This is a genomic window from Streptomyces sp. NPDC001480 (assembly GCF_042894725.1).
Lineage (GTDB): Bacteria > Actinomycetota > Actinomycetes > Streptomycetales > Streptomycetaceae > Streptomyces.
In genome coordinates this window covers 352,160-372,809 of the sequence record NZ_JBIAVX010000003.1, presented here as the reverse complement: position 1 = coordinate 372,809, position 20,650 = coordinate 352,160, and the positions used below count along the sequence as shown (strand labels likewise).

Genomic DNA, 20,650 nt, shown 5'->3' with positions numbered 1-20,650 from the left:
GCGAGTAAAGGGCCCGGACGGCGTACTCTCGTCCCTTGTGAGTACGCGCGTGGCACAGGCACTTCGGCATCCGGATGACGTGGTGTGCGCCGTGCGCGGACTGACCAAGACCTATCCGGCCGTGCGCGGCCGGCGCGGCGCGCCCGGGGCCCCGGAGGTCCGCGCCACCGACGACGTGGCGCTCGACGTCCGCCGCGGCGAGATCTTCGGGCTGCTCGGGCCGAACGGCGCCGGCAAGTCCACCCTCGTACGGCAGCTCACCGGACTGCTGCGGCCGGACGCCGGCAGCGTCGAACTGCTCGGCCACGACATCGTGCGGCATCCGGAGCGGGCCTCGCGCATCCTCGCCTACCTCGGCCAGGAGTCCACCGCCCTCGACGAGCTCACCGTCTCCCTCGCCGTGGAGACCACCGGACGCCTGCGCGGTCTGGAGGCGGCGCGGGCCCGGGCCGAACGGGACTTGGTGCTGGAGGAGCTGGGACTGGCCCCGATCGCCGGGCGGGCGCTGAAGAAGCTGTCCGGCGGCCAGCGGCGGCTCGCCTGCTTCGCCGCCGCCCTGGTCGGCGAGCGCCCGCTGCTGGTGCTCGACGAGCCGACCACCGGCATGGACCCGGTGGCGCGGCGCGCGGTGTGGTCCGCCGTCGACCGGCGGCGCGCCGAACGCGGCACGACCGTCCTGCTGGTCACCCACAACGTCATCGAGGCCGAGACCGTCCTGGACCGGGTCGCCGTCCTGGACCAGGGCCGGGTCATCGCCTGCGACACCCCCGCCGGGCTCAAGGAACGCGTGGCCGGCGAGGTGCGGGTGGAACTGGTGTGGCGGGAACAGGCGCCCCTGGAGGTGCCGGAGGTCGCCGTGCTGCGCGAGCGGGCCGTTCAGGCCGGGCGCCGCTGGACCCTGCGGCTCGCGCCGGAGGAGGCCCGCGCGGCCGTCGCCACGGTCACCGGCGGGGCCGCCTTCGCCGCACTGGACGACTTCACCCTCGCCACGCCCAGCCTGGAGGACGTGTACCTGGCACTGGGCGGTGCCGCGCGGCAGGGTTTGGTGAAGGCGTGAGCACACGGGGCACCGCATCCGTACGGTCCCCCGAGGGACGGCTCGGCCGCCGCAGGGAAGAGGAGCAGCTCGACGTGAGTGCCGTATCCGCGCAGACTCCCGCGGGGAGGGCCGTGTCCGTGCCTGAGCCGGCGACGGGCGCGGCCGAGCTGGGGCCGCGCGCGCGGCTGTGGCCGGCGATGGCCGCCGTGTACCGGGCGCAGCTGTCCCGGGCCCGGGTGGCGCGGATGCCGCTGCTGTTCGTGGCGACCTTCCAGTCCGTCGGCATCATGATCATGATGCGCGGGGTGGTGGACACCCGGGGCGAGGCCCAGTCCGTGGTGGCCGGCTCGTCGGTCGTCGTGGTCGCGTTCGTCGCGCTGAACCTGCTGGCGCAGTACTTCGGGCAGCTGCGGGCCGGCGGCGGGCTCGACCACTACGCCACACTGCCGGTGCCGCCGGCGGCGGTGGTGCTGGGCGCGGCGGGGGCGTACGCGTCCTTCACCGTGCCCGGGACCCTGGTGACCGCCGTGTTCGGCTGCGCGCTGTTCGGGCTGCCGCTGGGCAACCTCTGGATCCTCGTCGCGGTGATCCCGCTCGCGGGCGCCGCGCTCGCCGGGCTCGGCGCGGCCTGCGGGCTGCTCGCGCCGCGGCCCGAACTGGCCACCCTGCTGGGACAGCTCGGCATGTCGGCGGCGCTGCTCCTCGGCGTGCTGCCGCCGGACCGGATGCCGGAGCTGGTACGGCTGGCCCGCGACCTGCTGCCGTCCACGTACGGCGTCGAGGCGTACGCGCGGACCTTCGGGGCACATCCCCACTGGGCGTTCGTCGCCGGTGACCTGGGCGTGTGCGCCGGGGTCGGGGTGGTGTCGCTGGCCGTGGCGACCTGGGCGTACCGCCGGGCCGCCGTCCGGTGACGCGTCGCACAGGGCGACCTGGCACGATGTCAGGGTGACCGCACCACTGACGCCGCCTCCGCCGCCGCACGAACCGTCCCCGCACCAGGACCGACAGGCGCCGCAGCCCGCCGGGTCCGCGGGGGGAGCCCACGAACAGGACGGCCCCGGGATGAAGACCGAAGTGCGGGAGGCCGCCGTGATCACGGTGGCGATGGCGCTCGGCGGGGTGCTCCTCGGGCTGCTGTGGCTGTGGCTCACGCCGCACGTGCCGCTGGTCGGTGACGAGAGCGGGAAGAACTGGATCGTCTACCTCAAGGACACCGAAGGGGAGCAGGCGATCGGCGTCGACGGAACGTTCACGCTGCTGGCGCTGGCCTTCGGGGCGGTCAGCGCGGTCGTCGTCTTCCTGTGGCGACGGCGCGGGGGTGTGCCGCTGGTGGTCGCGCTGACCGTCGGGGGTGTGCTGGGGTCGCTGCTGGCGTGGCGGCTCGGGGTGTGGCTCGGGCCGGAGAAGGACGTCCTCGCCCATGCCAAGTCCGTGGGGAAGGGCGTGACCTTCTCGGCGCCGCTGAAGCTGGGCGCCAAGGGGGCGTTGCTGGCGTGGTCGGTGGCCGCGGTGCTGGTTCATCTGGGGCTGACCGCGCTGTTCGGTCCGCGGGACCCTGATCCTTATGCGGAGGGCTCGTACGGGGCGTAGGCCGCGCCGCCGGCATTTTCTCGCCCCCGCCGCCCCTGCCCTTCCCGTCCCCAGGGGCTCCGCCCCTTCGACCCCGCCAGGGGGCTGCGCCCCCTGGACCCCCCTTTCGGCCTGAACGGCCTCGTCCTCAAACGCCGGACGGGCTGGTAAGCGAGGGCCGAGCCTCCAGGAGCCCCCAGCAGGTCAGCCGCGGCCGATCGGGGCCAGTATCGCTTCCGTGAGGGTCGTCAGGTCGCTCGGGGCAAGTTCGACTTCCAGGCCCCGGCGGCCCGCCGAGACGCAGATCGTGGGGTGGGCGGTCGCCGAGTCGTCGAGGACCGTGGGGAGCTTCTTGCGCTGGCCCAGGGGGGAGATGCCGCCGCGGACGTAACCGGTGGTGCGTTCCGCGTGGGCCGGGTCCGCCATGGCCGCGCGTTTGCCGCCGACCGCCGCCGCGAGGGCCTTGAGGTCGAGGGAGCCCGCCACCGGGACCACGGCGACCGTCAGGGTGCCGTCGACGTCCGCGATCAGGGTCTTGAAGACACGCTCGGGGGAGACGCCCATCGCCTCGGCGGCCTCCTCGCCGTAGGAGGGGTGGGACGGGTCGTGGTCGTAGGCGTGGACCGTGTAGTCCACGCCCGCCGCCGTCAGGGCCACCGTCGCGGGCGTGCCCCCCGGCTGCTGCGGTTTCTGCTGTTTCTTCGGCTTCTTCGCCATGGAGGTCCGGGCCTCAGTTCAGACTCGTCTGGCCGCGCGTCAGGTCCGCGGCCGGCAGTGACGGCAGGTTACGGATGATGGCCGTCTCCGCGCGAAGGAGTTTCAGCTCGTCGCGCAGGCGGGACGCGGTGTCCGGGGCCTGGAGCAGACGCTGCTTCGTCGGGGTGTCGAGCATCATCGCGGCCGCGACCAGGTAGGAGACGACGGCGGGCTCGTCCGGCAGGTCCGCACCCGTGGACAGCGAGCGCTCCCGCGCGCCCGCCAGCCGCTTCTGGTACTGGCGGAACGCCCGCAGCACACCCTCGGCCAGCGCGCCCGCCTCGTCGCCCGGGTCCTCCTCCAGCTCCTCCAGCTCGGCGGTCAGGAACGGACCGGACGCGTCCACGGACAGCAGCCGTACCCGGGTGGTACCGGTCGCCAGCACCTCGAAGGTGCCGTCGGCCCGCTCCCGGACGGTCGCGGCGTCCGCCACGCAGCCCACGGCGTGGAACGCCCGGGTGGGGTCGGCGCCGAAGCCCGCGGCGGGTCCGCGTTCGGGCACGGCGGTCGGGTCCGGCATGCCCGGGGCGCTCGGCGCCACTTCGTGGCCGTCGCGGATCGCCACGACGGCGAAGCGGCGCGGCTCTTCCTCGGGCGTCTTCAGCAGTTCGCGCATCATGGCGCGGTAGCGCTCCTCGAAGACGTTGAGGGGGAGCACCAGGCCCGGGAACAGTACCGAGTTCAGCGGGAAGAGGGGGAGACGGACGGTGGTCACGGCGCCACCCTAATGGTCACCGGCGACGACGTGACCGCGGTGGTCGCTCCGCGGTCCCTGCGGGGCCGGGGCCAGCCCGGTCCGGCCGGTGCGGACGGCCGCCGTCCGGAGTTCCTCGCGCAGCCTCAGGAAGTGGCCCAGCGGGTCCTCGGAGACCCGGTCCCAGGGGAAGGAGGTGGCGTACGGGCCGATCAGCCGGAGCTGGGCACGGGCGTCCTCCCGGCGGCCCAGCCGCAGGAGCACGTAGGTGAGCTTGTTGCGGATCTCGGCGGGCCAGGGGTCGGCCGCCGGGAACCGGCCGGAGAGCGCGATCGCCCGGTCGGCCGCCGCGTCCAGCCGCTCCCGCGGCACCTCGGGTCCGCAGCCGTCGGTCAGGTAGCCGAGGGCCGCCCGCGCGGGCAGCGCCTGGACGAGCGAGTCCGCCGGGGCGTCCTGCGCGGCCAGGTCGGCGAAGTCGAAGCACTCGCGGTGCGAGCCGTGCCAGGAGGCGGCCAGGTAGCGCAGGGCGGCCACATGGCAGCCGTAGTGGTGCGGGGCACGCCGGACCGCCGCCTCCCACAGTTCCTCGAAGTACCGGTGGCCGGCCAGGGATCCGCGCGCGTGGTCCAGCGCGAGCCGCCACGGCACCGGGTCCCGGGCGTCGCCCCGGGCGGCGGCCGTGATCAGCGGGTTCACCTCGCGCAGCAGCTCGCTGCGGGCCGGCGAGGGCCAGGCGCGGTCCACCGCCAGCTGGGCCGCCACCAGCAGTCCGTCGGGGTCGTCCGGGGCGGCCCTGCGCCATGCCTCGAACCACTCGGAGCGCGAGCGAGCGAAACCGGCCAGGCGCCGGGTGTAGCGGTCGCGGTTCTCCCACTCGGCGGCCGCTCGGGTGGCGGCCAGCAGCTCGGCGGCGGCGCGGTACTCGCCGCTCCCGGCCGCGACGAGGGCGGGGCCGAGGCGGTGGTCGGGCGCGTCGAGCAGCACCTCGTCATCGACCGGCGGACCGGCCGGACGCGAGGGGGTCCTTTTCATCCGGGTGGGGCGGATGAACGTGGGCAGCAGAGCCATGGTGTCGACCATTGAAAGTCCGCAGGTCGACGACGCGCCAGCCCCTGCGGCAAGGCCGAGGAAAGTTGTACGCCGCCCGGTCAAGGGCCGGTAAAAGTTGATTAGAGTTCAACTACTGATGGGTACCTGCCAAGCGTCGGCGGACCCGGGTCAGCTCCGCCGCAGCAGCCGCGTCGCCCCCGCCGCCACCGTCGTCGCCAGGACCCAGCCCAGCAGCACCATCGCCGCCGCCAGCCACTGCCAGCCGCCGCGCAGCTGCCACTGGCCCACCTGGCCCAGGTCGATGACCGGCAGCAGCAGGTCCAGGGCGAACAGCGCCGGGCTCCAGGCCGGGTGGCCGCCGGAGTTCATCGGCGGATGGCTGGCGTGCGCGAAGGCGAGCGTGCCCGCCGCCCACAGCACCGCCATCCACACGGCGGCCCGGCCGGGCCGGTACCCGTAGGCGACCGTCCAGTCCTGCGCGTAACCCCAGAGCTTGGCGCCCAGCGGCAGGGTCTCGCGGCGGCGGCGCTGCTTGGCCAGCAGCACCTCGCGGGCGTCCTCGTCCTCCCCGGCCCCGCGCAGTACGGCGGCCAGGCGCTCGTACGGCTCGGGGTTGTACTCGGCGGTCGCCGCCGCCACCCACTCCAGGCGCTCGGTCAGCGGGAACGGGCCCTGCGGCACCAGGCTCTCGTACGCGAAGCCGCCCATGTGCAGACCGCCCGGACCCGGCCAGCTGGCCGCCCGGTCCACGAGGGTGACCACCCGCATCCCCGACAGCACCACCTTGCCGCGCTGCGGCCGCTCCCCGAGGAAACGCAGCTCGGGCGCCTGCACCCGGCGCAGCGACAGCTCCTGGTCGTCGGTGAAGGCGAACCGGGCCCGCTCGAGGTCGACCGCGTCCCCGAACCGCCCGTCGTCCAGGCGCACCCCGCCCTGGCACTCGAAGCGCTGGACCCGCGTCCCGCGCGCGGGAGTGGTGCCGCTCAGCAGCGGGCTGCCCACGCCGGCCGGGGTCATGTAGAGGGTGCGCTCCACGGTCAGCTGGGGCGCGTTCAGGGCCAGCCGGGAGTAGGGGTTGGCCAGCTTGGCGCCGCGCAGGCTCAGCGACACGCCGACCTTGGCGCTGCGCAGGCTCAGCTCGCCGTGCGACTCCAGCAGCTCCGCCTGGAGGTCCTGGCCGACGGTCATGCCGTCGGCGGCGATCGAGCGGCCGGTGCGGTCCCGGTACACGACCGCCTGGTTGAGCAGCAGATCGGTGCCGATGTGCGCGTCGGTGAGCCGGACGCCGCCCTGGAACCGGCACCGCGGCAGGTGCAGATCACCCTCGGTGTGCACCCGGGCGGCCTCCAGGCGGGGGACCGAGCAGTCCACCAGGCGCAGGGTCGTGAACCGGGCCTCGGGCAGCAGGACCTCCCGGTCGAAGCGGCAGCCCTTCAGCTCCACGTACGGCACCACCGTGCCGCCCGCCAGGTCCAGGGTCCCGCTGATCCGCACGCCCGACAGCTTCAGCGACGACACGCGGCCGGCCAGCGCGGGTGGACCGTCCAGGAGCAGCCAGCACACGATGCGGGCCCGTACGGTCCGCTCGGGCCCCCAGGGATGTCCTCCGTGCGGGTCGTCCACCACGGCGTCCCCGCTGCTCAGGTCGTACACGCTGCCGTTGCGGAAGGCCTGCCACATCCCGGCCTCGGCGGCGGACAGGTCGTCCGGCAGGTCCCCGGCGCGGAGGCCGGCCCCCTCGGTCACTGCCCTTCCCTCCTCCCTCGGCTACTCGTGGGTTCGCCCGCTCGTACAGCCGTTCATGCCCGCTCGGTGACCCCGCGAACGCTAGTGGTGAAGGGGATCTTCCGCGTTCCGGCCACGTTCTGTATCAGCCATTGATACGCGCGGACGACAGCCGACGCCGGTCTGAGAGAATTGGGGGCGTGATCTCCCGAATCGATCTGCGCGGCGACGCCCTTCCCGAGGGACCCGCTCTGCGCGACCTGCTGCCCCGAGCCGACTTCGACGTTCAGGCCGCCCTCGAGAAGGTGCGTCCGATCTGCGAAGCCGTGCATCATCGGGGCGACGCGGCGCTGATCGACTTCGCCGAGAAGTTCGACGGGGTCCGGCTGGAATCCGTACGGGTCCCGGCACGGGCGCTCGCCGACGCGCTGGACCAGCTCGACCCGGCCGTGCGCGCCGCCCTGGAGGAGTCCGTCCGGCGGGCCCGCCTCGTGCACCGCGAACAGCGCCGCACGTCCCACACGACCCAGGTCGTGCCCGGCGGCGCGGTGACCGAGAAGTGGGTCCCGGTCGAGCGAGTCGGGCTGTACGCGCCCGGCGGCCGGTCGGTCTACCCGTCGTCCGTGATCATGAACGTCGTGCCCGCCCAGGAGGCCGGTGTCGAGTCGATCGCGCTCGCCTCCCCGGCCCAGGCCGAGTTCCAGGGCCTTCCGCACCCGACGATCCTCGCCGCGTGCGCACTGCTCGGCGTCGACGAGGTGTACGCGGCGGGCGGCGCCACGGCAGTCGCGATGTTCGCCTACGGCACCGAGTCCTGCGCTCCCGCCAACATGGTCACCGGCCCCGGCAACATCTGGGTCGCCGCCGCCAAGCGCTACTTCACCGGCAAGATCGGCATCGACGCCGAGGCGGGCCCGACCGAGATCGCGATCCTCGCGGACTCCACCGCCGACCCGGTGCACGTCGCGGCCGACCTGATCAGCCAGGCCGAGCACGACCCGCTCGCGGCGGCCGTGCTGGTCACCGACTCCACCGAACTGGCCGACGCGGTGGAGCGGGAACTCGAACCGCAGGTCGCGGCGACCAAGCACGTCGACGACCGGATCGTCCCCGCGCTCAAGGGCAGGCAGTCCGCGATCGTGCTGGTCGACGGCGTGGACGAGGGTCTGAGGGTGGTCGACGCCTACGGCGCCGAGCACCTGGAGATCCAGACGGCCGACGCCGCCGCCGTCGCCGACCGGGTGAAGAACGCGGGCGCGATCTTCATCGGCCCCTGGGCGCCGGTCTCCCTGGGCGACTACGCGGCCGGCTCCAACCACGTCCTGCCCACCGGCGGCTGCGCCTGCCACTCCTCCGGCCTGTCCGTGCAGTCCTTCCTGCGCGGCATCCACATCGTCGACTACACGAAGGACGCGCTGGCCGAGGTCGCGCACCACGTGGTGACGCTGGCGGAGGCGGAGGACCTGCCCGCGCACGGCGCGGCGATCAAGGCAAGGTTCGGCTGGAAGGTACCGACGAACAAGTGAGCGACGTAAAGATCGACGATCTTCCCGTACGGGACGAGCTGCGCGGCAAGTCCCCCTACGGCGCGCCCCAGCTGGACGTCCCCGTACGGCTGAACACGAACGAGAACCCCTACCCGCTGCCCGAGCCGCTGGTCGAGCGGATCACCGAGCGGGTCCGCGAGGCCGCCCGGAACCTCAACCGCTACCCGGACCGGGACGCGGTCGAGCTGCGCACCCAGCTCGCGAGGTACCTGACCGACACCTCCGGTCACGAGGTGACCCTCGCCAACGTCTGGGCGGCCAACGGCTCCAACGAGGTCATCCAGCAGCTGCTCCAGACCTTCGGCGGGCCCGGCCGTACGGCGATCGGCTTCGAGCCGTCGTACTCGATGCACGCGCTCATCGCGCGCGGCACGGGCACCCGCTGGATCTCCGGTCCCCGCAACGAGGACTTCACCGTCGATTTGCCCGCCGCCGAGCGGGCCATCGCCGAACACCGGCCCGACGTCGTCTTCGTCACCACGCCCAACAACCCCACGGGCAACGCGGTGCCGCCCGAGACGGTGCTCGCGCTGTACGAGGCCGCGCAGGCGGCGAAGCCGTCCATGGTCGTCGTGGACGAGGCGTACATCGAGTTCAGCCACGGCCACTCGCTGCTGCCGCTGCTCGAAGGTCGGCCGAATCTCGTCGTCTCCCGGACCATGTCGAAGGCGTTCGGGGCCGCCGGCCTCCGCCTCGGCTACCTCGCCGCGCACCCCGCCGTCGTGGACGCCGTCCAGCTCGTCCGGCTGCCGTACCACCTGTCGGCGGTCACCCAGGCGACCGCCCTGGCCGCCCTGGAGCACACCGACACACTGCTGAAGTACGTCGAGCAGCTGAAGTCCGAGCGGGACCGGCTGGTGAGCGAGCTGAGGTCCATCGGCTACGAGGTCACCGAGTCCGACGCGAACTTCGTGCAGTTCGGGCGGTTCGAGAACGCCCACACGACCTGGCAGAAGATCCTCGACCGGGGCGTCCTGGTCCGTGACAACGGCGTACCGGGATGGCTGCGGGTCACCGCCGGCACCCCGGCCGAGAACGACGCGTTCCTCGACGCGGTCCGTGAACTGAAGAAGGAGCAGAGCGCATGACTCGCGAGGCGCGCGTCGGAAGGATCGAGCGCACGACGAAGGAGACCTCGGTCCTCGTCGAGATAGACCTCGACGGCACCGGTAAGACCGACATCGCCACCGGCGTCGGCTTCTACGACCACATGCTCGACCAGCTCGGCCGGCACGGTCTGTTCGACCTGACCGTGAAGACCGACGGCGACCTGCACATCGACTCCCACCACACCATCGAGGACACCGCCCTCGCGCTGGGCGCCGCCTTCAAGCAGGCCCTCGGCGACAAGGTGGGCATCTACCGCTTCGGCAACTGCACGGTCCCGCTGGACGAGTCCCTCGCCCAGGTCACCGTCGACCTCTCCGGCCGCCCCTACCTCGTGCACACCGAGCCCGAGAACATGGCGCCGATGATCGGCGAGTACGACACCACGATGACCCGGCACATCCTGGAGTCCTTCGTCGCCCAGGCCCAGATCGCGCTGCACGTGCACGTGCCCTACGGGCGCAACGCGCACCACATCGTGGAGTGCCAGTTCAAGGCGCTGGCCCGGGCGCTGCGCTACGCCAGCGAGCGGGACCCGCGCGCGGCGGGCATCCTCCCGTCCACGAAGGGTGCGCTGTAAACCCATGAACGGTCTGTCCACCGTCCTGATCGTCGTCGGCCTCTTCCTGGTCGGCGGCATCTACTCCTTCGTCAAGCAGCAGATGCCGAAGAGCCTGATCGTGCTGCTCTCGATCGCCGCGGCGATGTGCCTGGTCGCGGGCGTCATGCGGCTGGAGGTGTGGAACTGATGAGCGCGCCGAAGAAGGTCGTGGTCTTCGACTACGGCTTCGGCAACGTCCGCTCCGCCGAGCGTGCCCTCGCGCGCGCGGGAGCCGACGTGGAGATCACCCGCGACTTCGACAAGGCCATGAACGCCGACGGCCTGCTGGTGCCGGGCGTCGGTGCCTTCGCCGCCTGCATGAAGGGCCTGCGCGACGCCCGCGGCGACTGGGTCGTCGACCGCCGGCTGTCCGGCGGGCGGCCGGTGATGGGCATCTGCGTCGGCATGCAGATCCTGTTCGCGCGCGGCATCGAGCACGGCGTCGAGACCGAGGGCCTCGACGAATGGCCGGGCTCGGTCGAGCCGCTCCAGGCCGACGTCGTGCCCCACATGGGCTGGAACACCGTCGAAGCCCCGGCCGGCTCCGAGCTGTTCGCGGGCCTGGACGAGGACGCGCGCTTCTACTTCGTGCACTCCTACGCCGTCCACGACTGGAGCCTGGAGACCCACAACCCGGCGCTGCGCCCGCCCAGGGTCACCTGGGCGACGCACGGCAAGCCGTTCGTGGCCGCGGTCGAGAACGGCGCCCTGTGGGCGACGCAGTTCCACCCCGAGAAGTCCGGCGACGCCGGAGCCCAGCTCCTCACCAACTGGATCGGAACCCTGTAGAGACATGGCCAAGCTCGAACTCCTCCCCGCCGTCGACGTCCGCGACGGCCAGGCCGTCCGCCTCGTGCACGGCGAGTCCGGCACGGAGACCTCCTACGGCTCCCCCCTGGAGGCCGCCCTGGCCTGGCAGCGCTCCGGCGCCGAGTGGCTGCACCTGGTCGACCTCGACGCCGCGTTCGGCACCGGCGACAACCGGAAGCTGATCGCCGAGGTCGCACGGGCCATGGACATCAAGGTGGAGCTCTCCGGCGGCATCCGCGACGACGCCTCCCTGGCCGCCGCCCTCGCCACCGGCTGCACCCGGGTGAACCTCGGCACCGCCGCGCTGGAGACCCCCGAATGGGTCGCCAAGGTCATCGCCGAGCACGGCGACAAGATCGCGGTCGGTCTCGACGTACGCGGCACCACGCTCCGGGGCCGCGGCTGGACCCGCGACGGCGGTGACCTCTACGAGACGCTGGAGCGGCTGAACAAGGAGGGCTGCGCGCGGTACGTCGTCACCGACATCGCCAAGGACGGCACGCTCCAGGGCCCCAACCTGGAACTGCTGAAGAACGTGTGCGCCGCGACCGATCGCCCGGTCGTGGCCTCCGGTGGCGTGTCGTCGCTCGACGACCTGCGGGCCATCGCCGGCCTGGTGCCCCTCGGTGTCGAGGGTGCCATCGTCGGGAAGGCGCTGTACGCGAAGGCGTTCACCCTTGAAGAGGCCTTGGAGGCGGTAGCCCAGTGAGCGACGTACGACGTGTCACGACCGGCGCGCCCTGGGAGGAGAGCTTCGGCTACTCCCGGGCGGTGGAGCTGCCCAACGGCCTGGTGCTCGTCTCCGGTTGCACATCGATAGTGGACGGTGAGATCGCCGGAGGCGGACCGTACGAGCAGACGGTCAACGCCTTCAACGTCGCGCTCGCCGCGCTCGCCCAGCTGGGCCTCGGCCGCGACGATGTCGTGCGGACGCGCATGTACCTCACCCATGCCCGGGACGTGGAAGACGTCGGACGCGCCCACAAGGAGCTGTTCGACTCCGTCCGGCCCGCCGCATCCATGATCATCGTCTCCGGCTTCGTCGACCCCAGCCTGGTCGTCGAGGTCGAGGTCGAGGCGTTCCGAGGAGTGTCCGGAACATGAGCCTGGCCGTGCGAGTCATCCCCTGTCTGGACGTGGACAACGGCCGGGTCGTCAAGGGCGTCAACTTCCAGAACCTGCGTGACGCGGGTGACCCGGTCGAGATGGCCAAGGTGTACGACGCCGAGGGCGCCGACGAACTGACGTTCCTGGACATCACCGCCTCGTCGGGCGACCGCGAGACGACGTACGACGTGGTGCGCCGCACCGCCGAGCAGGTGTTCATCCCGCTGACCGTCGGCGGCGGCGTCCGCACGGCCGAGGACGTGGACAGGCTGCTGCGGGCGGGCGCCGACAAGGTGGGCGTGAATACCGCGGCGATCGCCCGCCCCGACCTGATCCGCGAGATCGCCGAGCGGTTCGGCCGGCAGGTGCTGGTGCTGTCGGTGGACGCGCGCCGTACGGAGTCGGGCTCCTTCGAGGTGACCACCCACGGTGGCCGCAAGGGCACCGGCATCGACGCCGTCGAGTGGGCGCACCGGGCCGCCGAGCTCGGCGCGGGCGAGATCCTGCTGAACTCGATGGATGCGGACGGCACCAAGGACGGCTACGACCTGGAGATGATCACCGCCGTGCGCAAGCACGTCACGGTCCCCGTGATCGCCTCGGGCGGCGCGGGCAAGCTCGCGGACTTCGGCCCGGCCGTCGCCGCCGGCGCGGACGCCGTGCTCGCGGCCTCCGTCTTCCACTTCGGCGACCTGCGGATCAGCGAGGTGAAGCAGGCGCTGCGGGAGGGGGGTCACCCGGTCAGGTGACACATCCCAGACGCGAAAGGGAAGTTGCGCAAAATCTGTTGCGCAACTTTTCTTTCGTATCTAGCCTGAGGGTGTGGCGAGCAAAGAGAACCGGCGGATCACCGACGTCGGCACGCTGAAGGCCCTCGCACACCCGCTGCGGGCCGACCTGTACCGACTGCTGTGCGTCGAGCGGGTCGCGACGGCCTCGCAGCTGGCCGAGCACGTCGACGAGGCCGTCTCCCTGGTCAGCTACCACCTGCGCAAGCTCGCCGAGCACGGGCTGATCGAGGAGGCGGAACCGCAGACCGGGGACGCGCGGGAGCGCTGGTGGCAGCCCGCGTCGGACGGCGTGAGCATCCGCGACGAGGACTTCCGGGGCGAACCGGCGAAGGCCGCGGCGCACCTGGCGGCCACCCGCCTCTTCCACGACCAGCGTGCCGAGCGCTACCGCCGCTACCTGGACGAACGCCCCACCTGGAACCCCGAGTGGAACGCCGCGTCCATGGACAACGAGTCCCTGATGCGGCTGACGCCGGCGGAACTCACCGCCTTCAAGCAGGAGTTGCTGACGCTTCTGCGCAAGTACGACGAGCAGGGACTGGCCGCCGAGGCCGCAGGCGAGACCGAGGGGCGCGAACACGTCGCCCTCTACATGTACGGCTTCCCCTTCCGCGTCTGAGAGAGGCCACCACCGTGACCACCGCGACCGCGATACCCGTCGAGGAGAACGTCCCGGACCGCCCCGCCCACCGTGACCCCAACGTCCTGCGCTGGCTCGGGGCCTACACCTCCTCGATGGTCGGCGACAGCGTCTACTACATCGCCCTGTCCTGGGCCGCCGTGCAGGCCGGAAGCCCCTCGCAGGCCGGCATCGTGATGTCGGTCAGCGCGCTGCCCAGGGCCGTGCTGATGCTCGGCGGCGGCGTGATCGCCGACCGGCTGGGGCCGCGCAGGGTCGTCATCGGCAGTGACGCGGTACGCTGCGCCGCCGTCCTCGCGGTGGCCGCCCTGCTGTTCCTGACCAGCCCCGGCCTGTGGCCGCTGGCCCTGCTGGCGCTGGTCTTCGGCACCGTCGACGCCGTGTTCGTGCCCGCCGTGGGCGCCCTGCCCGCGCGGCTCACGGGCAAGGGCCAGCTCGCCCGCGTCCTCGGCATGCGCGCCCTCGCCATCCGCTTCGCGAGCATCGTCGGCGCCCCGCTCGGCGGCCTCGGCGTGGCGGTCGGCGGCGCGGCGGCCGCGTTCGGACTCGCCGGGCTGCTGATCGCCGTGTCGGTGCCGCTGCTGATCACCGTACGGGTGCGGGAGCTGCCCGGCGACGACACCGCCCGCACCGATGCCGCCGGGGGCACCGCCTGGAGCGACCTCGTGGCCGGCCTGCGCTACATCCGCGGCCACCGCGTCCTCGCCCCGCTGCTGATCACCATCGCCCTCGGCGACCTCGGCTTCGTCGGCCCGCTCAACGTCGGACTGACCCTGCTGGCCGACCGGCGCGGCTGGGGCGCCTCCGGGATGGGCTGGGTGCTCGCCGGGTTCGGCGTCGGCGCGGGCGCCGTCTCGCTGCTGCTGACCGTCCGGGGCTGGCTGCCCCGGGCCGGACTGGTCGCCGGGTGCGCCGTCCTCGCGGGCTCCGTCGCCGTCGGCGCGCTCGCCTTCGTCCCCAGCCTCGCCGGCGCCGTCGCCGTCGCACTGGCCGTCGGACTGCTCACCGGCCTGAGCGGAGTGATGTGCGGCGCCCTGCTCCAGACCCAGGCCGACCCCACCTACCTCGGCCGGGTCACCGCCGTCTCCAGCCTGGTCAGCCTCGGCCTGACCCCGCTGAGCATGCCGTTCTCCGCCGCCGCGATCGGCGCCTGGGGCCTCGGACCGGTGTACGCCGTCAGCGCCGCCGTGTGCGGACTCGGCGGGATCGTCGCCCTGTGCGTACCGGACCTGCGCCGCGCCGAGCTGCCCCGCTGACGCTCACCCCTTCGGCTGAGCCAGCTGCACCAGGTTGCCCACGGTGTCGTCCAGCACCGCGGCGATCACCGGACCCTGCTCCTGCGGCTCGTGGGTGAAACGCACCCCGAGCCCGCGCAGCCGCTCGTACTCCGCCGCGATGTCGTCCACCGAGAAGACGATGGCCGGGATCCCCGCCTCGTACAGCGCCCGGCGGTACGGCTCCGCGATGGGGCCCGCGCCCGGCTCCAGCAGCAACTGGAGATCCGGCTGGGCCCCGCCCGGGGCGCCCACCGTGATGAACAGCGTGCCACCGCCCAGGTCCAGGCGGGTGCGGGTCTCGAAGCCGAGCACGTCCGTGTAGAACGCGTGGGCCTTCGGCACGTCGTCGACGTACACCCCGGTCATCGCGACCTTGATCATGGGAGCTCCCTCAGATGCCGAGCTGCTTCGACCCGTGCAACCTGGCGATCGCGTCCTCGTCGCCGTCCACGCCCACCTTGGCGGCACTCTGCCGGCCGAAGGCGAACAGCAGCAGCTCGGACGGCTCGCCGGTGACCGTCACCACCGGCGTACCGCGATGGGCGACCACCGTCCTGCCGTCCGGGCGGCGCAGCACCAGACCCGTCGGCAGACCCCGGCCCACCAGGCGCGCGGTGCGTTCCAGACGCGACCACAGCGCGTCCTGGAAGACCGGGTCCAGCTCACGCGTGCCCCAGTCGGGCTGGGCGCGCCGGACGTCCTCCGTGTGCACGTAGAACTCGACGACGTTGGCCGCCTCGTCGATCTGCTTCAGCTGGAAGGGCGAGAATCGTGGCGGGCCCGTACGGATCAGCTGGATCAGCTCCTCGTACGGCTTCGCGGCGTACTCCGCCATCACCTTCTCCAGGCGTGGCGCGAGCGGCTTGAGCAGGCTGCCGCCGGCCGCGTCGGGGCGGCGCTCGCGCACCACCACGTGCGCGGCCAGGTCCCGGGTCCGCCAGCCCTCGCACAGGGTCGGCGCGTCCGGACCGGTCGTTTCCAAGAGGTCGGCGAGCAGGAGCCGTTCACGCTTGGCGAAGGTCGACATACCGTCAGCCTACGACCGCCCCCCAGGTCCGCACACTGGACATCACCCTGCTGTGTCGGGCCGGCCCGGCACAATGGCACTCATGACCAGTACGACCGGTACTCCCGGGCCCAGCAGCCTCGACCCCGAGATCGCCGCGCGCCTCAAGCGCAGCGCCGACGGACTCCTGCCCGCCATCGCCCAGCAGTACGACACCGGAGAGGTGCTCATGCTCGGCTGGATGGACGACGAGGCGCTGCACCGCACGCTCACCACCGGCCGCTGCACGTACTGGTCCCGCAGCCGCCAGGAGTACTGGGTCAAGGGCGACACCTCCGGCCACTTCCAGTGGGTCAAGTCCGTCGCCCTGGACTGCGACGCCGACACCGTGCTGGTCAGGGTCGACCAGGTCGGCGCCGCCTGCCACACCGGCGCGCGCACCTGCTTCGACGCCGACGTGCTGCTCAAGGACGCCGATTCCGGCGTCTTGGCCCCGGATCAGTAAGGTCTGCCGCCATGGACCTCGAGACGTTCCGCAAGCTCGCCTCCGACCGCCGTGTCATCCCGGTCACCCGCAAGCTCCTCGCCGACGGCGACACCCCGGTCGCGCTGTACCGCAAGCTCGCCGCCGAGCGCCCCGGCACCTTCCTGCTGGAGTCGGCGGAGAACGGCCGCTCGTGGTCCAGGTACTCGTTCGTCGGCGTGCGCTCGGCCGCCACGCTGACCGCCCGCGACGGCCAGGCCCACTGGCTGGGCGTCCCGCCGGTCGGCGTTCCCGTCGACGGCGACCCGCTGGCCGCCCTGCGCGCCACCATCGAGACCCTCCACACCCCCCACCAGGAGGGCCTGCCGCCCTTCACCGGCGGCATGGTCGGCTACCTCGGCTACGACATCGTCCGCCGCCTGGAGAAGATCGGCCCCGGCGAGCGGGACGACCTGAAGCTCCCCGAGCTGACCATGCTCCTGACCAGCGACCTCGCGGTCATGGACCACTGGGAGGGCTCCGTCCTGCTGATCGCCAACGCGATCAACCACAACGACCTCGAGACGGGCGTCGACGAGGCGTACGCGGACGCCGTGGCCCGCCTCGACGCGATGGAGGCCGACCTCACCCGCGCGGTCGCCCAGCCGCCCGCCGTGCTGCCTCCCTCCGAACTGCCCGAGTACACCGCCCTGTGGGGCGGCCCCGACTTCCAGCGGGCCGTCGAGGACGTCAAGGAGCGCATCCGCGCGGGCGAAGCCTTCCAGGTCGTACCGTCACAGCGGTTCGAGACGCCGTGCACGGCGAGCGCGCTGGACGTGTACCGGGTCCTCCGGGCGACGAACCCCTCCCCGTACATGTACCTGTTCCGGTTCCCCCACGGGGACGGAGGTGCTTTCGACGTCGTCGGCTCGTCGCCCGAGGCCCTGGTCAAGGTCGAGGACGGGCAGGCCATGGTCCACCCCATCGCCGGCACCCGGCACCGCGGCGCCACCCCGCAGGAGGACCAGGCCCTCGCCGACGAACTGCTCGCCGACCCCAAGGAGCGCGCCGAGCACCTCATGCTCGTCGACCTCGGCCGCAACGACCTCGGCCGGGTCTGCGAGCCCGGCTCCGTCGAGGTCGTCGACTTCATGTCCGTCGAGCGGTACTCGCACGTGATGCACATCGTCTCCACGGTGACCGGACGCGTCGCCCAGGGCCGCACCGCCTTCGACGTCCTGACCGCCTGCTTCCCGGCCGGCACCCTCTCCGGCGCCCCGAAGCCCCGCGCGATGCAGATCATCGACGAGCTCGAACCGTCCCGCCGCGGCCTCTACGGCGGCTGTGTCGGCTACCTCGACTTCGCGGGCGACTCCGACACCGCCATCGCCATCCGCACGGCCCTGCTGCGCGACGGCACCGCCTACGTCCAGGCCGGCGCCGGCATCGTCGCCGACTCCGACCCGGTCGCCGAGGACCAGGAGTGCCGCAACAAGGCGGCGGCGGTGCTGCGGGCGGTGCACACGGCCAACCGGCTGGGCAAGTAGGGCGTTTATCACGTTCCTCACATGAACCCCGGGTGACGGTTCGCCCGGGGTTCGGGAGATAGTGGAGTACGTGACTGCTGTACCCAACCCCCGTTCCCAGGCGCCCGTATCGGCGCCGTCCGGCCGCCGGAGCCTCGCCGTCGCCCTGCTGTGCGGCGCGCTCGGCGCGGCCGTGGCGCTGCTCGCCACCCGGCAGCGCTGGTCGGAGGGCACCGCGACGGTGGCCGGCGGCGCCTTCCCGCTGACCGCCAAGGGCAGCGACGTCACGGGTGTCCCCGCGGCCCTCGCCATAGTGGGCCTCGCCGCGCTCGTCGCCGTCTTCGCCGTCCGCAAGGCCGGCCGGCTCCTGGTCGCGGGGCTCCTCGCCCTCTCCGGCGCCGGTACCGTCGCCGCGGCCCTGATCGGCGCCTCCGACAGCTCCGCGCTCGACGAGAAGGCCGCCGAGACCACCGGCGACACCTCCGCGACGGTCGCCGCGCTCACCCACACCGGCTGGCCCTACGTCGCGGCCGTCGGCGGCGCCCTCCTGCTGCTCGCGGGCCTCCTCGCCCTGCGGTACGGCCGGCTGTGGCCCGCCATGTCCGGCCGCTACGAGCGCGACGGCACCCCTCGCCCGCGCCGCACCCCCAAGGCCGCCGACCCCGACCGCCCCGAAGAGCTGTGGAAGGCCCTGGACCGGGGCGAGGACCCCACCGGGGCGTGACCCCGTCCCGGACACCCGCCGGATGTGGCGAAACAGACGCGCATCACTGGCCACCCCCGCTCACGGCACGCGCACGCGTACGGGACAATGGACGGCGAGCGTCCGGCCCGGACACGGTCGGACCCGGAGACGTACGGCACGTACGACACGCACACCAGCAACGAGGAGCAAGCAATGGCGGGCAGCAGCCACGGTCACACCCCGGCCGCCTGGACCGGTGTCATCATCGCCTTCATCGGTTTCTGCGTCGCGGGCGCCTTCATGGTGATGGCACAGCCGCTGGGCTTCTGGGCCGGCATGGTGATCGTGGCCCTCGGTGGTGTCGTGGGCGCCATCATGCGCTCGATGGGCCTCGGCCAGCCGAAGCAGACCCACGCGGTGGCGCACGCCGCCCCGGCCGCGACCCGCGAGCCGGCGAGCGCCGAGAGCTGAGCACGGCACCCTTGCCCGCCTGAGGGGCGCGGCGGCACCGCTGAGGCGCCGGCGCGCCCCTCACGCGCGCGTGCGGCCCGTACGGGGCAGAATGCGAGGCGTGAACGCCCACAGCACCGGCGCCCACGGGACGCCCACCACCCGGTGGGGGAGGCTCGCCGTGCCCGCCGGGATCCTCACGGCCGTCGCCGGGGCCTTCGCCTACGTCGGAGCCGTCGACCCCAACCGGCCCGGCCACTACCCGGTGTGCCCCCTGCTGCGCTACACCGGCCTGTACTGCCCCGGCTGCGGCGGCCTGCGCAGCGCGCACGCCTTCGTCCACGGGGACCTCCTCACCGCGCTCCAGGACAACGCGCCTGCCGTGGCCGGATATCTGGGCTTCGCCGCGCTGTGGACCGTCTGGGCGGTCCGCGCGGTCCGCGGACGCCCGCTGCGGATCGACCCCTCCCCGGCGCAGCTGTGGGCCGCGGGGGCGTTGCTGCTGGTCTTCACCGTCGTCCGGAACCTGCCGTTCGGCGGCTGGCTGCACCCTTGACGGAGCGGTGAACGTCCAGGTAGTGGGACCGGCGCCCACCGGATGCGAGCCCTGCGCCCTCCTCCGGATACCATCGCAGTGACCATGGCTTTTCAATGGCTTTTCCACCGTCTCGAAAAACCGTCCGGAAGGGGGCCGCTCGCGTGAGTGTGCTCGACGAGATCATCGACGGAGTCCGTGCCGACCTCGCGGAACGGCAGGCGCGCGTCAGCCTCGACGAGCTCAAGGAGCGCGCGGCGAAGGCGCCCGCCGCCAAGGACGGCGTGGCCGCGCTGCGCGGCGAGGGCGTCAAGGTCATCTGTGAGGTGAAGCGCTCCAGCCCGTCCAAGGGCGCGCTGGCCGCGATCGCCGACCCGGCCGGGCTCGCCGCCGACTACGAGGCGGGCGGCGCGGCCGTCATCTCGGTCCTCACCGAACAGCGCCGCTTCGGCGGCTCGCTCGCCGACCTGGAGGCCGTCCGGGCCCGCGTGGACATCCCGGTCCTGCGCAAGGACTTCATCGTCACGTCGTACCAGCTGTGGGAGGCCCGGGCGTACGGCGCCGACCTCGCGCTGCTGATCGTCGCCGCCCTCGACCAGCCGGCCCTGGAGTCGCTGATCGAGCGCGCCGTGTCCATCGGCCTCACCCCGCTCGTCGAGGTGCACGACGAGGACGAGGTCGAGCGCGCGGTGGACGCGGGCGCCAAGGTGATCGGCGTCAACGCGCGCAACCTCAGGACGCTGGAGGTCGACCGCGGCACGTTCGAGCGCGTCGCCCCGGAGATCCCGCACCACATCGTCAAGATCGCCGAGTCCGGCGTGCGCGGCCCCCACGACCTCATCGCCTACGCCAACGCGGGCGCCGACGCGGTCCTGGTCGGCGAGTCCCTCGTGACCGGCCGCGACCCCAAGACGGCGGTGGCCGACCTGGTGGCGGCGGGGGAGCACCCGGCACTGCGGCACGGCCGGGGCTGATTTCCCGGTAGGGTTTTCTCCGATGACACCGCTGACCCCTGCCACGACCACGGACCGCTACGCCCGCCTCGCGCGCGGCTGCCGTCCGCGTGGCTGCCGTGCGCCCGCGCGCAGGGTGCACGGCCGACGGGTGCGATACGTCATCGGAGACGAACCTGGACAGGTGAACGGCCGGCGATGGCAGCGCCCCTTTCAGGGGCGCGGGGAACTGCGCGACTAGCCACAACGGGCCCGCAGCCAACAGACAAAACCCCGCCCCCACGGCGAATAGTGTCTTTTCACACGCACTCACCGT

The 20,650-nt window shown here is 72.8% G+C and carries 26 protein-coding genes; 20 read left to right on the top strand and 6 right to left on the bottom strand.

Annotated elements, in window-relative coordinates:
* Positions 1-82 precede the first annotated feature (82 nt).
* The 3 genes from ACFY01_RS09005 (at position 83) to ACFY01_RS08995 (ending at position 2,632) form a co-directional block, all read left to right on the top strand.
* Positions 83-1,057, top strand: a complete 975-nt coding sequence (locus ACFY01_RS09005) for an ABC transporter ATP-binding protein (RefSeq protein ID WP_390735277.1) — start codon at positions 83-85, stop codon at positions 1,055-1,057.
* A 74-nt stretch (positions 1,058-1,131) separates the two neighbouring features.
* Positions 1,132-1,953, top strand: coding sequence for an ABC transporter permease (locus tag ACFY01_RS09000; protein WP_390735276.1), 822 nt, complete (start codon positions 1,132-1,134; stop codon positions 1,951-1,953).
* Between the two features lie 34 nt (positions 1,954-1,987).
* Complete coding sequence (locus ACFY01_RS08995) at positions 1,988-2,632, top strand: AAA family ATPase (RefSeq protein ID WP_390735004.1); 645 nt, start codon at positions 1,988-1,990, stop codon at positions 2,630-2,632.
* A 183-nt stretch (positions 2,633-2,815) separates the two neighbouring features.
* On the opposite strand, the gene ybaK is transcribed toward ACFY01_RS08995, so the two are convergent.
* The 4 genes from ybaK to ACFY01_RS08975 form a co-directional block, all read right to left on the bottom strand.
* Entirely contained in the window at positions 2,816-3,328 is a 513-nt protein-coding gene (gene ybaK, locus ACFY01_RS08990; protein ID WP_390735003.1) for a Cys-tRNA(Pro) deacylase, read from the bottom strand.
* Between the two features lie 13 nt (positions 3,329-3,341).
* Positions 3,342-4,082 carry an LON peptidase substrate-binding domain-containing protein gene (locus ACFY01_RS08985; protein ID WP_390735002.1) on the bottom strand — a complete coding sequence of 247 codons (741 nt, stop codon included), beginning with the start codon at positions 4,080-4,082 and terminating at the stop codon, positions 3,342-3,344.
* Between the two features lie 9 nt (positions 4,083-4,091).
* Positions 4,092-5,141: a hypothetical protein gene (locus ACFY01_RS08980; protein WP_390735001.1), complete on the bottom strand. Its 1,050-nt coding sequence runs from the start codon at positions 5,139-5,141 to the stop codon at positions 4,092-4,094.
* 138 nt (positions 5,142-5,279) lie between these two features.
* On the bottom strand, positions 5,280-6,857 hold the full coding sequence (locus ACFY01_RS08975) for an oxidoreductase (RefSeq protein WP_390735000.1): 1,578 nt from the start codon (positions 6,855-6,857) through the stop codon (positions 5,280-5,282).
* Positions 6,858-7,036: 179 nt separating this feature from the next.
* Between ACFY01_RS08975 and hisD the strand changes: the two genes are divergently transcribed.
* The 10 genes from hisD to ACFY01_RS08925 all read left to right on the top strand — a co-directional run bounded on the left by hisD (position 7,037) and on the right by ACFY01_RS08925 (position 14,695).
* Positions 7,037-8,362 (top strand): histidinol dehydrogenase, encoded by a 1,326-nt coding sequence (hisD, locus tag ACFY01_RS08970; protein WP_390734999.1) that lies wholly within the window; start codon positions 7,037-7,039, stop codon positions 8,360-8,362.
* The gene (locus tag ACFY01_RS08965; protein WP_390734998.1) at positions 8,359-9,471 is read left to right on the top strand and encodes a histidinol-phosphate transaminase; all 1,113 of its coding nucleotides are present in this window, start codon (positions 8,359-8,361) and stop codon (positions 9,469-9,471) included. Before hisD ends, ACFY01_RS08965 begins: the two co-directional genes overlap by 4 nt.
* Positions 9,468-10,070 (top strand): imidazoleglycerol-phosphate dehydratase HisB, encoded by a 603-nt coding sequence (gene hisB / locus ACFY01_RS08960; protein WP_390734997.1) that lies wholly within the window; start codon positions 9,468-9,470, stop codon positions 10,068-10,070. Before ACFY01_RS08965 ends, hisB begins: the two co-directional genes overlap by 4 nt.
* Before the next feature lie 4 nt (positions 10,071-10,074).
* Entirely contained in the window at positions 10,075-10,239 is a 165-nt protein-coding gene (locus ACFY01_RS08955) for a hypothetical protein (protein WP_361810975.1), read from the top strand.
* On the top strand, positions 10,239-10,880 hold the full coding sequence (gene hisH / locus ACFY01_RS08950; protein WP_390734996.1) for an imidazole glycerol phosphate synthase subunit HisH: 642 nt from the start codon (positions 10,239-10,241) through the stop codon (positions 10,878-10,880). Before ACFY01_RS08955 ends, hisH begins: the two co-directional genes overlap by 1 nt.
* 4 nt (positions 10,881-10,884) lie before the next feature.
* Entirely contained in the window at positions 10,885-11,610 is a 726-nt protein-coding gene (gene priA / locus ACFY01_RS08945) for a bifunctional 1-(5-phosphoribosyl)-5-((5-phosphoribosylamino)methylideneamino)imidazole-4-carboxamide isomerase/phosphoribosylanthranilate isomerase PriA (RefSeq protein ID WP_390734995.1), read from the top strand.
* Positions 11,607-12,005 (top strand): Rid family hydrolase, encoded by a 399-nt coding sequence (locus ACFY01_RS08940; RefSeq protein ID WP_390734994.1) that lies wholly within the window; start codon positions 11,607-11,609, stop codon positions 12,003-12,005. The genes priA and ACFY01_RS08940 overlap by 4 nt, the downstream gene beginning before the upstream one ends.
* A complete protein-coding gene (gene hisF / locus ACFY01_RS08935; RefSeq protein WP_390734993.1) occupies positions 12,002-12,757 on the top strand; it encodes an imidazole glycerol phosphate synthase subunit HisF in 756 nt (251 codons plus the stop codon). Before ACFY01_RS08940 ends, hisF begins: the two co-directional genes overlap by 4 nt.
* A 73-nt stretch (positions 12,758-12,830) precedes the next feature.
* Positions 12,831-13,418 (top strand): helix-turn-helix domain-containing protein, encoded by a 588-nt coding sequence (locus ACFY01_RS08930; RefSeq protein WP_390734992.1) that lies wholly within the window; start codon positions 12,831-12,833, stop codon positions 13,416-13,418.
* Between the two features lie 14 nt (positions 13,419-13,432).
* Positions 13,433-14,695 (top strand): MFS transporter, encoded by a 1,263-nt coding sequence (locus tag ACFY01_RS08925; protein ID WP_390734991.1) that lies wholly within the window; start codon positions 13,433-13,435, stop codon positions 14,693-14,695.
* Positions 14,696-14,698: 3 nt separating this feature from the next.
* Here the strand turns inward: ACFY01_RS08925 and ACFY01_RS08920 are convergent, their stop codons facing one another.
* Entirely contained in the window at positions 14,699-15,097 is a 399-nt protein-coding gene (locus ACFY01_RS08920; protein WP_390734990.1) for a VOC family protein, read from the bottom strand.
* 10 nt (positions 15,098-15,107) lie between these two features.
* Positions 15,108-15,743: a TIGR03085 family metal-binding protein gene (locus tag ACFY01_RS08915; protein WP_390734989.1), complete on the bottom strand. Its 636-nt coding sequence runs from the start codon at positions 15,741-15,743 to the stop codon at positions 15,108-15,110.
* 82 nt (positions 15,744-15,825) lie between these two features.
* Between ACFY01_RS08915 and hisI the strand changes: the two genes are divergently transcribed.
* The 7 genes from hisI to trpM all read left to right on the top strand — a co-directional run bounded on the left by hisI (position 15,826) and on the right by trpM (position 20,575).
* Positions 15,826-16,227: a phosphoribosyl-AMP cyclohydrolase gene (hisI, locus tag ACFY01_RS08910; RefSeq protein WP_390734988.1), complete on the top strand. Its 402-nt coding sequence runs from the start codon at positions 15,826-15,828 to the stop codon at positions 16,225-16,227.
* A gap of 11 nt (positions 16,228-16,238) precedes the next feature.
* Entirely contained in the window at positions 16,239-17,732 is a 1,494-nt protein-coding gene (locus tag ACFY01_RS08905) for an anthranilate synthase component I (RefSeq protein WP_390734987.1), read from the top strand.
* A gap of 61 nt (positions 17,733-17,793) precedes the next feature.
* On the top strand, positions 17,794-18,435 hold the full coding sequence (locus ACFY01_RS08900; protein ID WP_390734986.1) for a TIGR02234 family membrane protein: 642 nt from the start codon (positions 17,794-17,796) through the stop codon (positions 18,433-18,435).
* A 174-nt stretch (positions 18,436-18,609) separates the two neighbouring features.
* Positions 18,610-18,867, top strand: coding sequence for an HGxxPAAW family protein (locus ACFY01_RS08895; RefSeq protein WP_390735275.1), 258 nt, complete (start codon positions 18,610-18,612; stop codon positions 18,865-18,867).
* Positions 18,868-18,958: 91 nt separating this feature from the next.
* The gene (locus tag ACFY01_RS08890) at positions 18,959-19,402 is read left to right on the top strand and encodes a DUF2752 domain-containing protein (protein ID WP_390734985.1); all 444 of its coding nucleotides are present in this window, start codon (positions 18,959-18,961) and stop codon (positions 19,400-19,402) included.
* 143 nt (positions 19,403-19,545) lie between these two features.
* The gene (gene trpC, locus ACFY01_RS08885; protein ID WP_390734984.1) at positions 19,546-20,355 is read left to right on the top strand and encodes an indole-3-glycerol phosphate synthase TrpC; all 810 of its coding nucleotides are present in this window, start codon (positions 19,546-19,548) and stop codon (positions 20,353-20,355) included.
* Between the two features lie 22 nt (positions 20,356-20,377).
* Positions 20,378-20,575: a tryptophan biosynthesis modulator TrpM gene (gene trpM, locus ACFY01_RS08880; RefSeq protein ID WP_390734983.1), complete on the top strand. Its 198-nt coding sequence runs from the start codon at positions 20,378-20,380 to the stop codon at positions 20,573-20,575.
* Positions 20,576-20,650 lie beyond the last annotated feature (75 nt).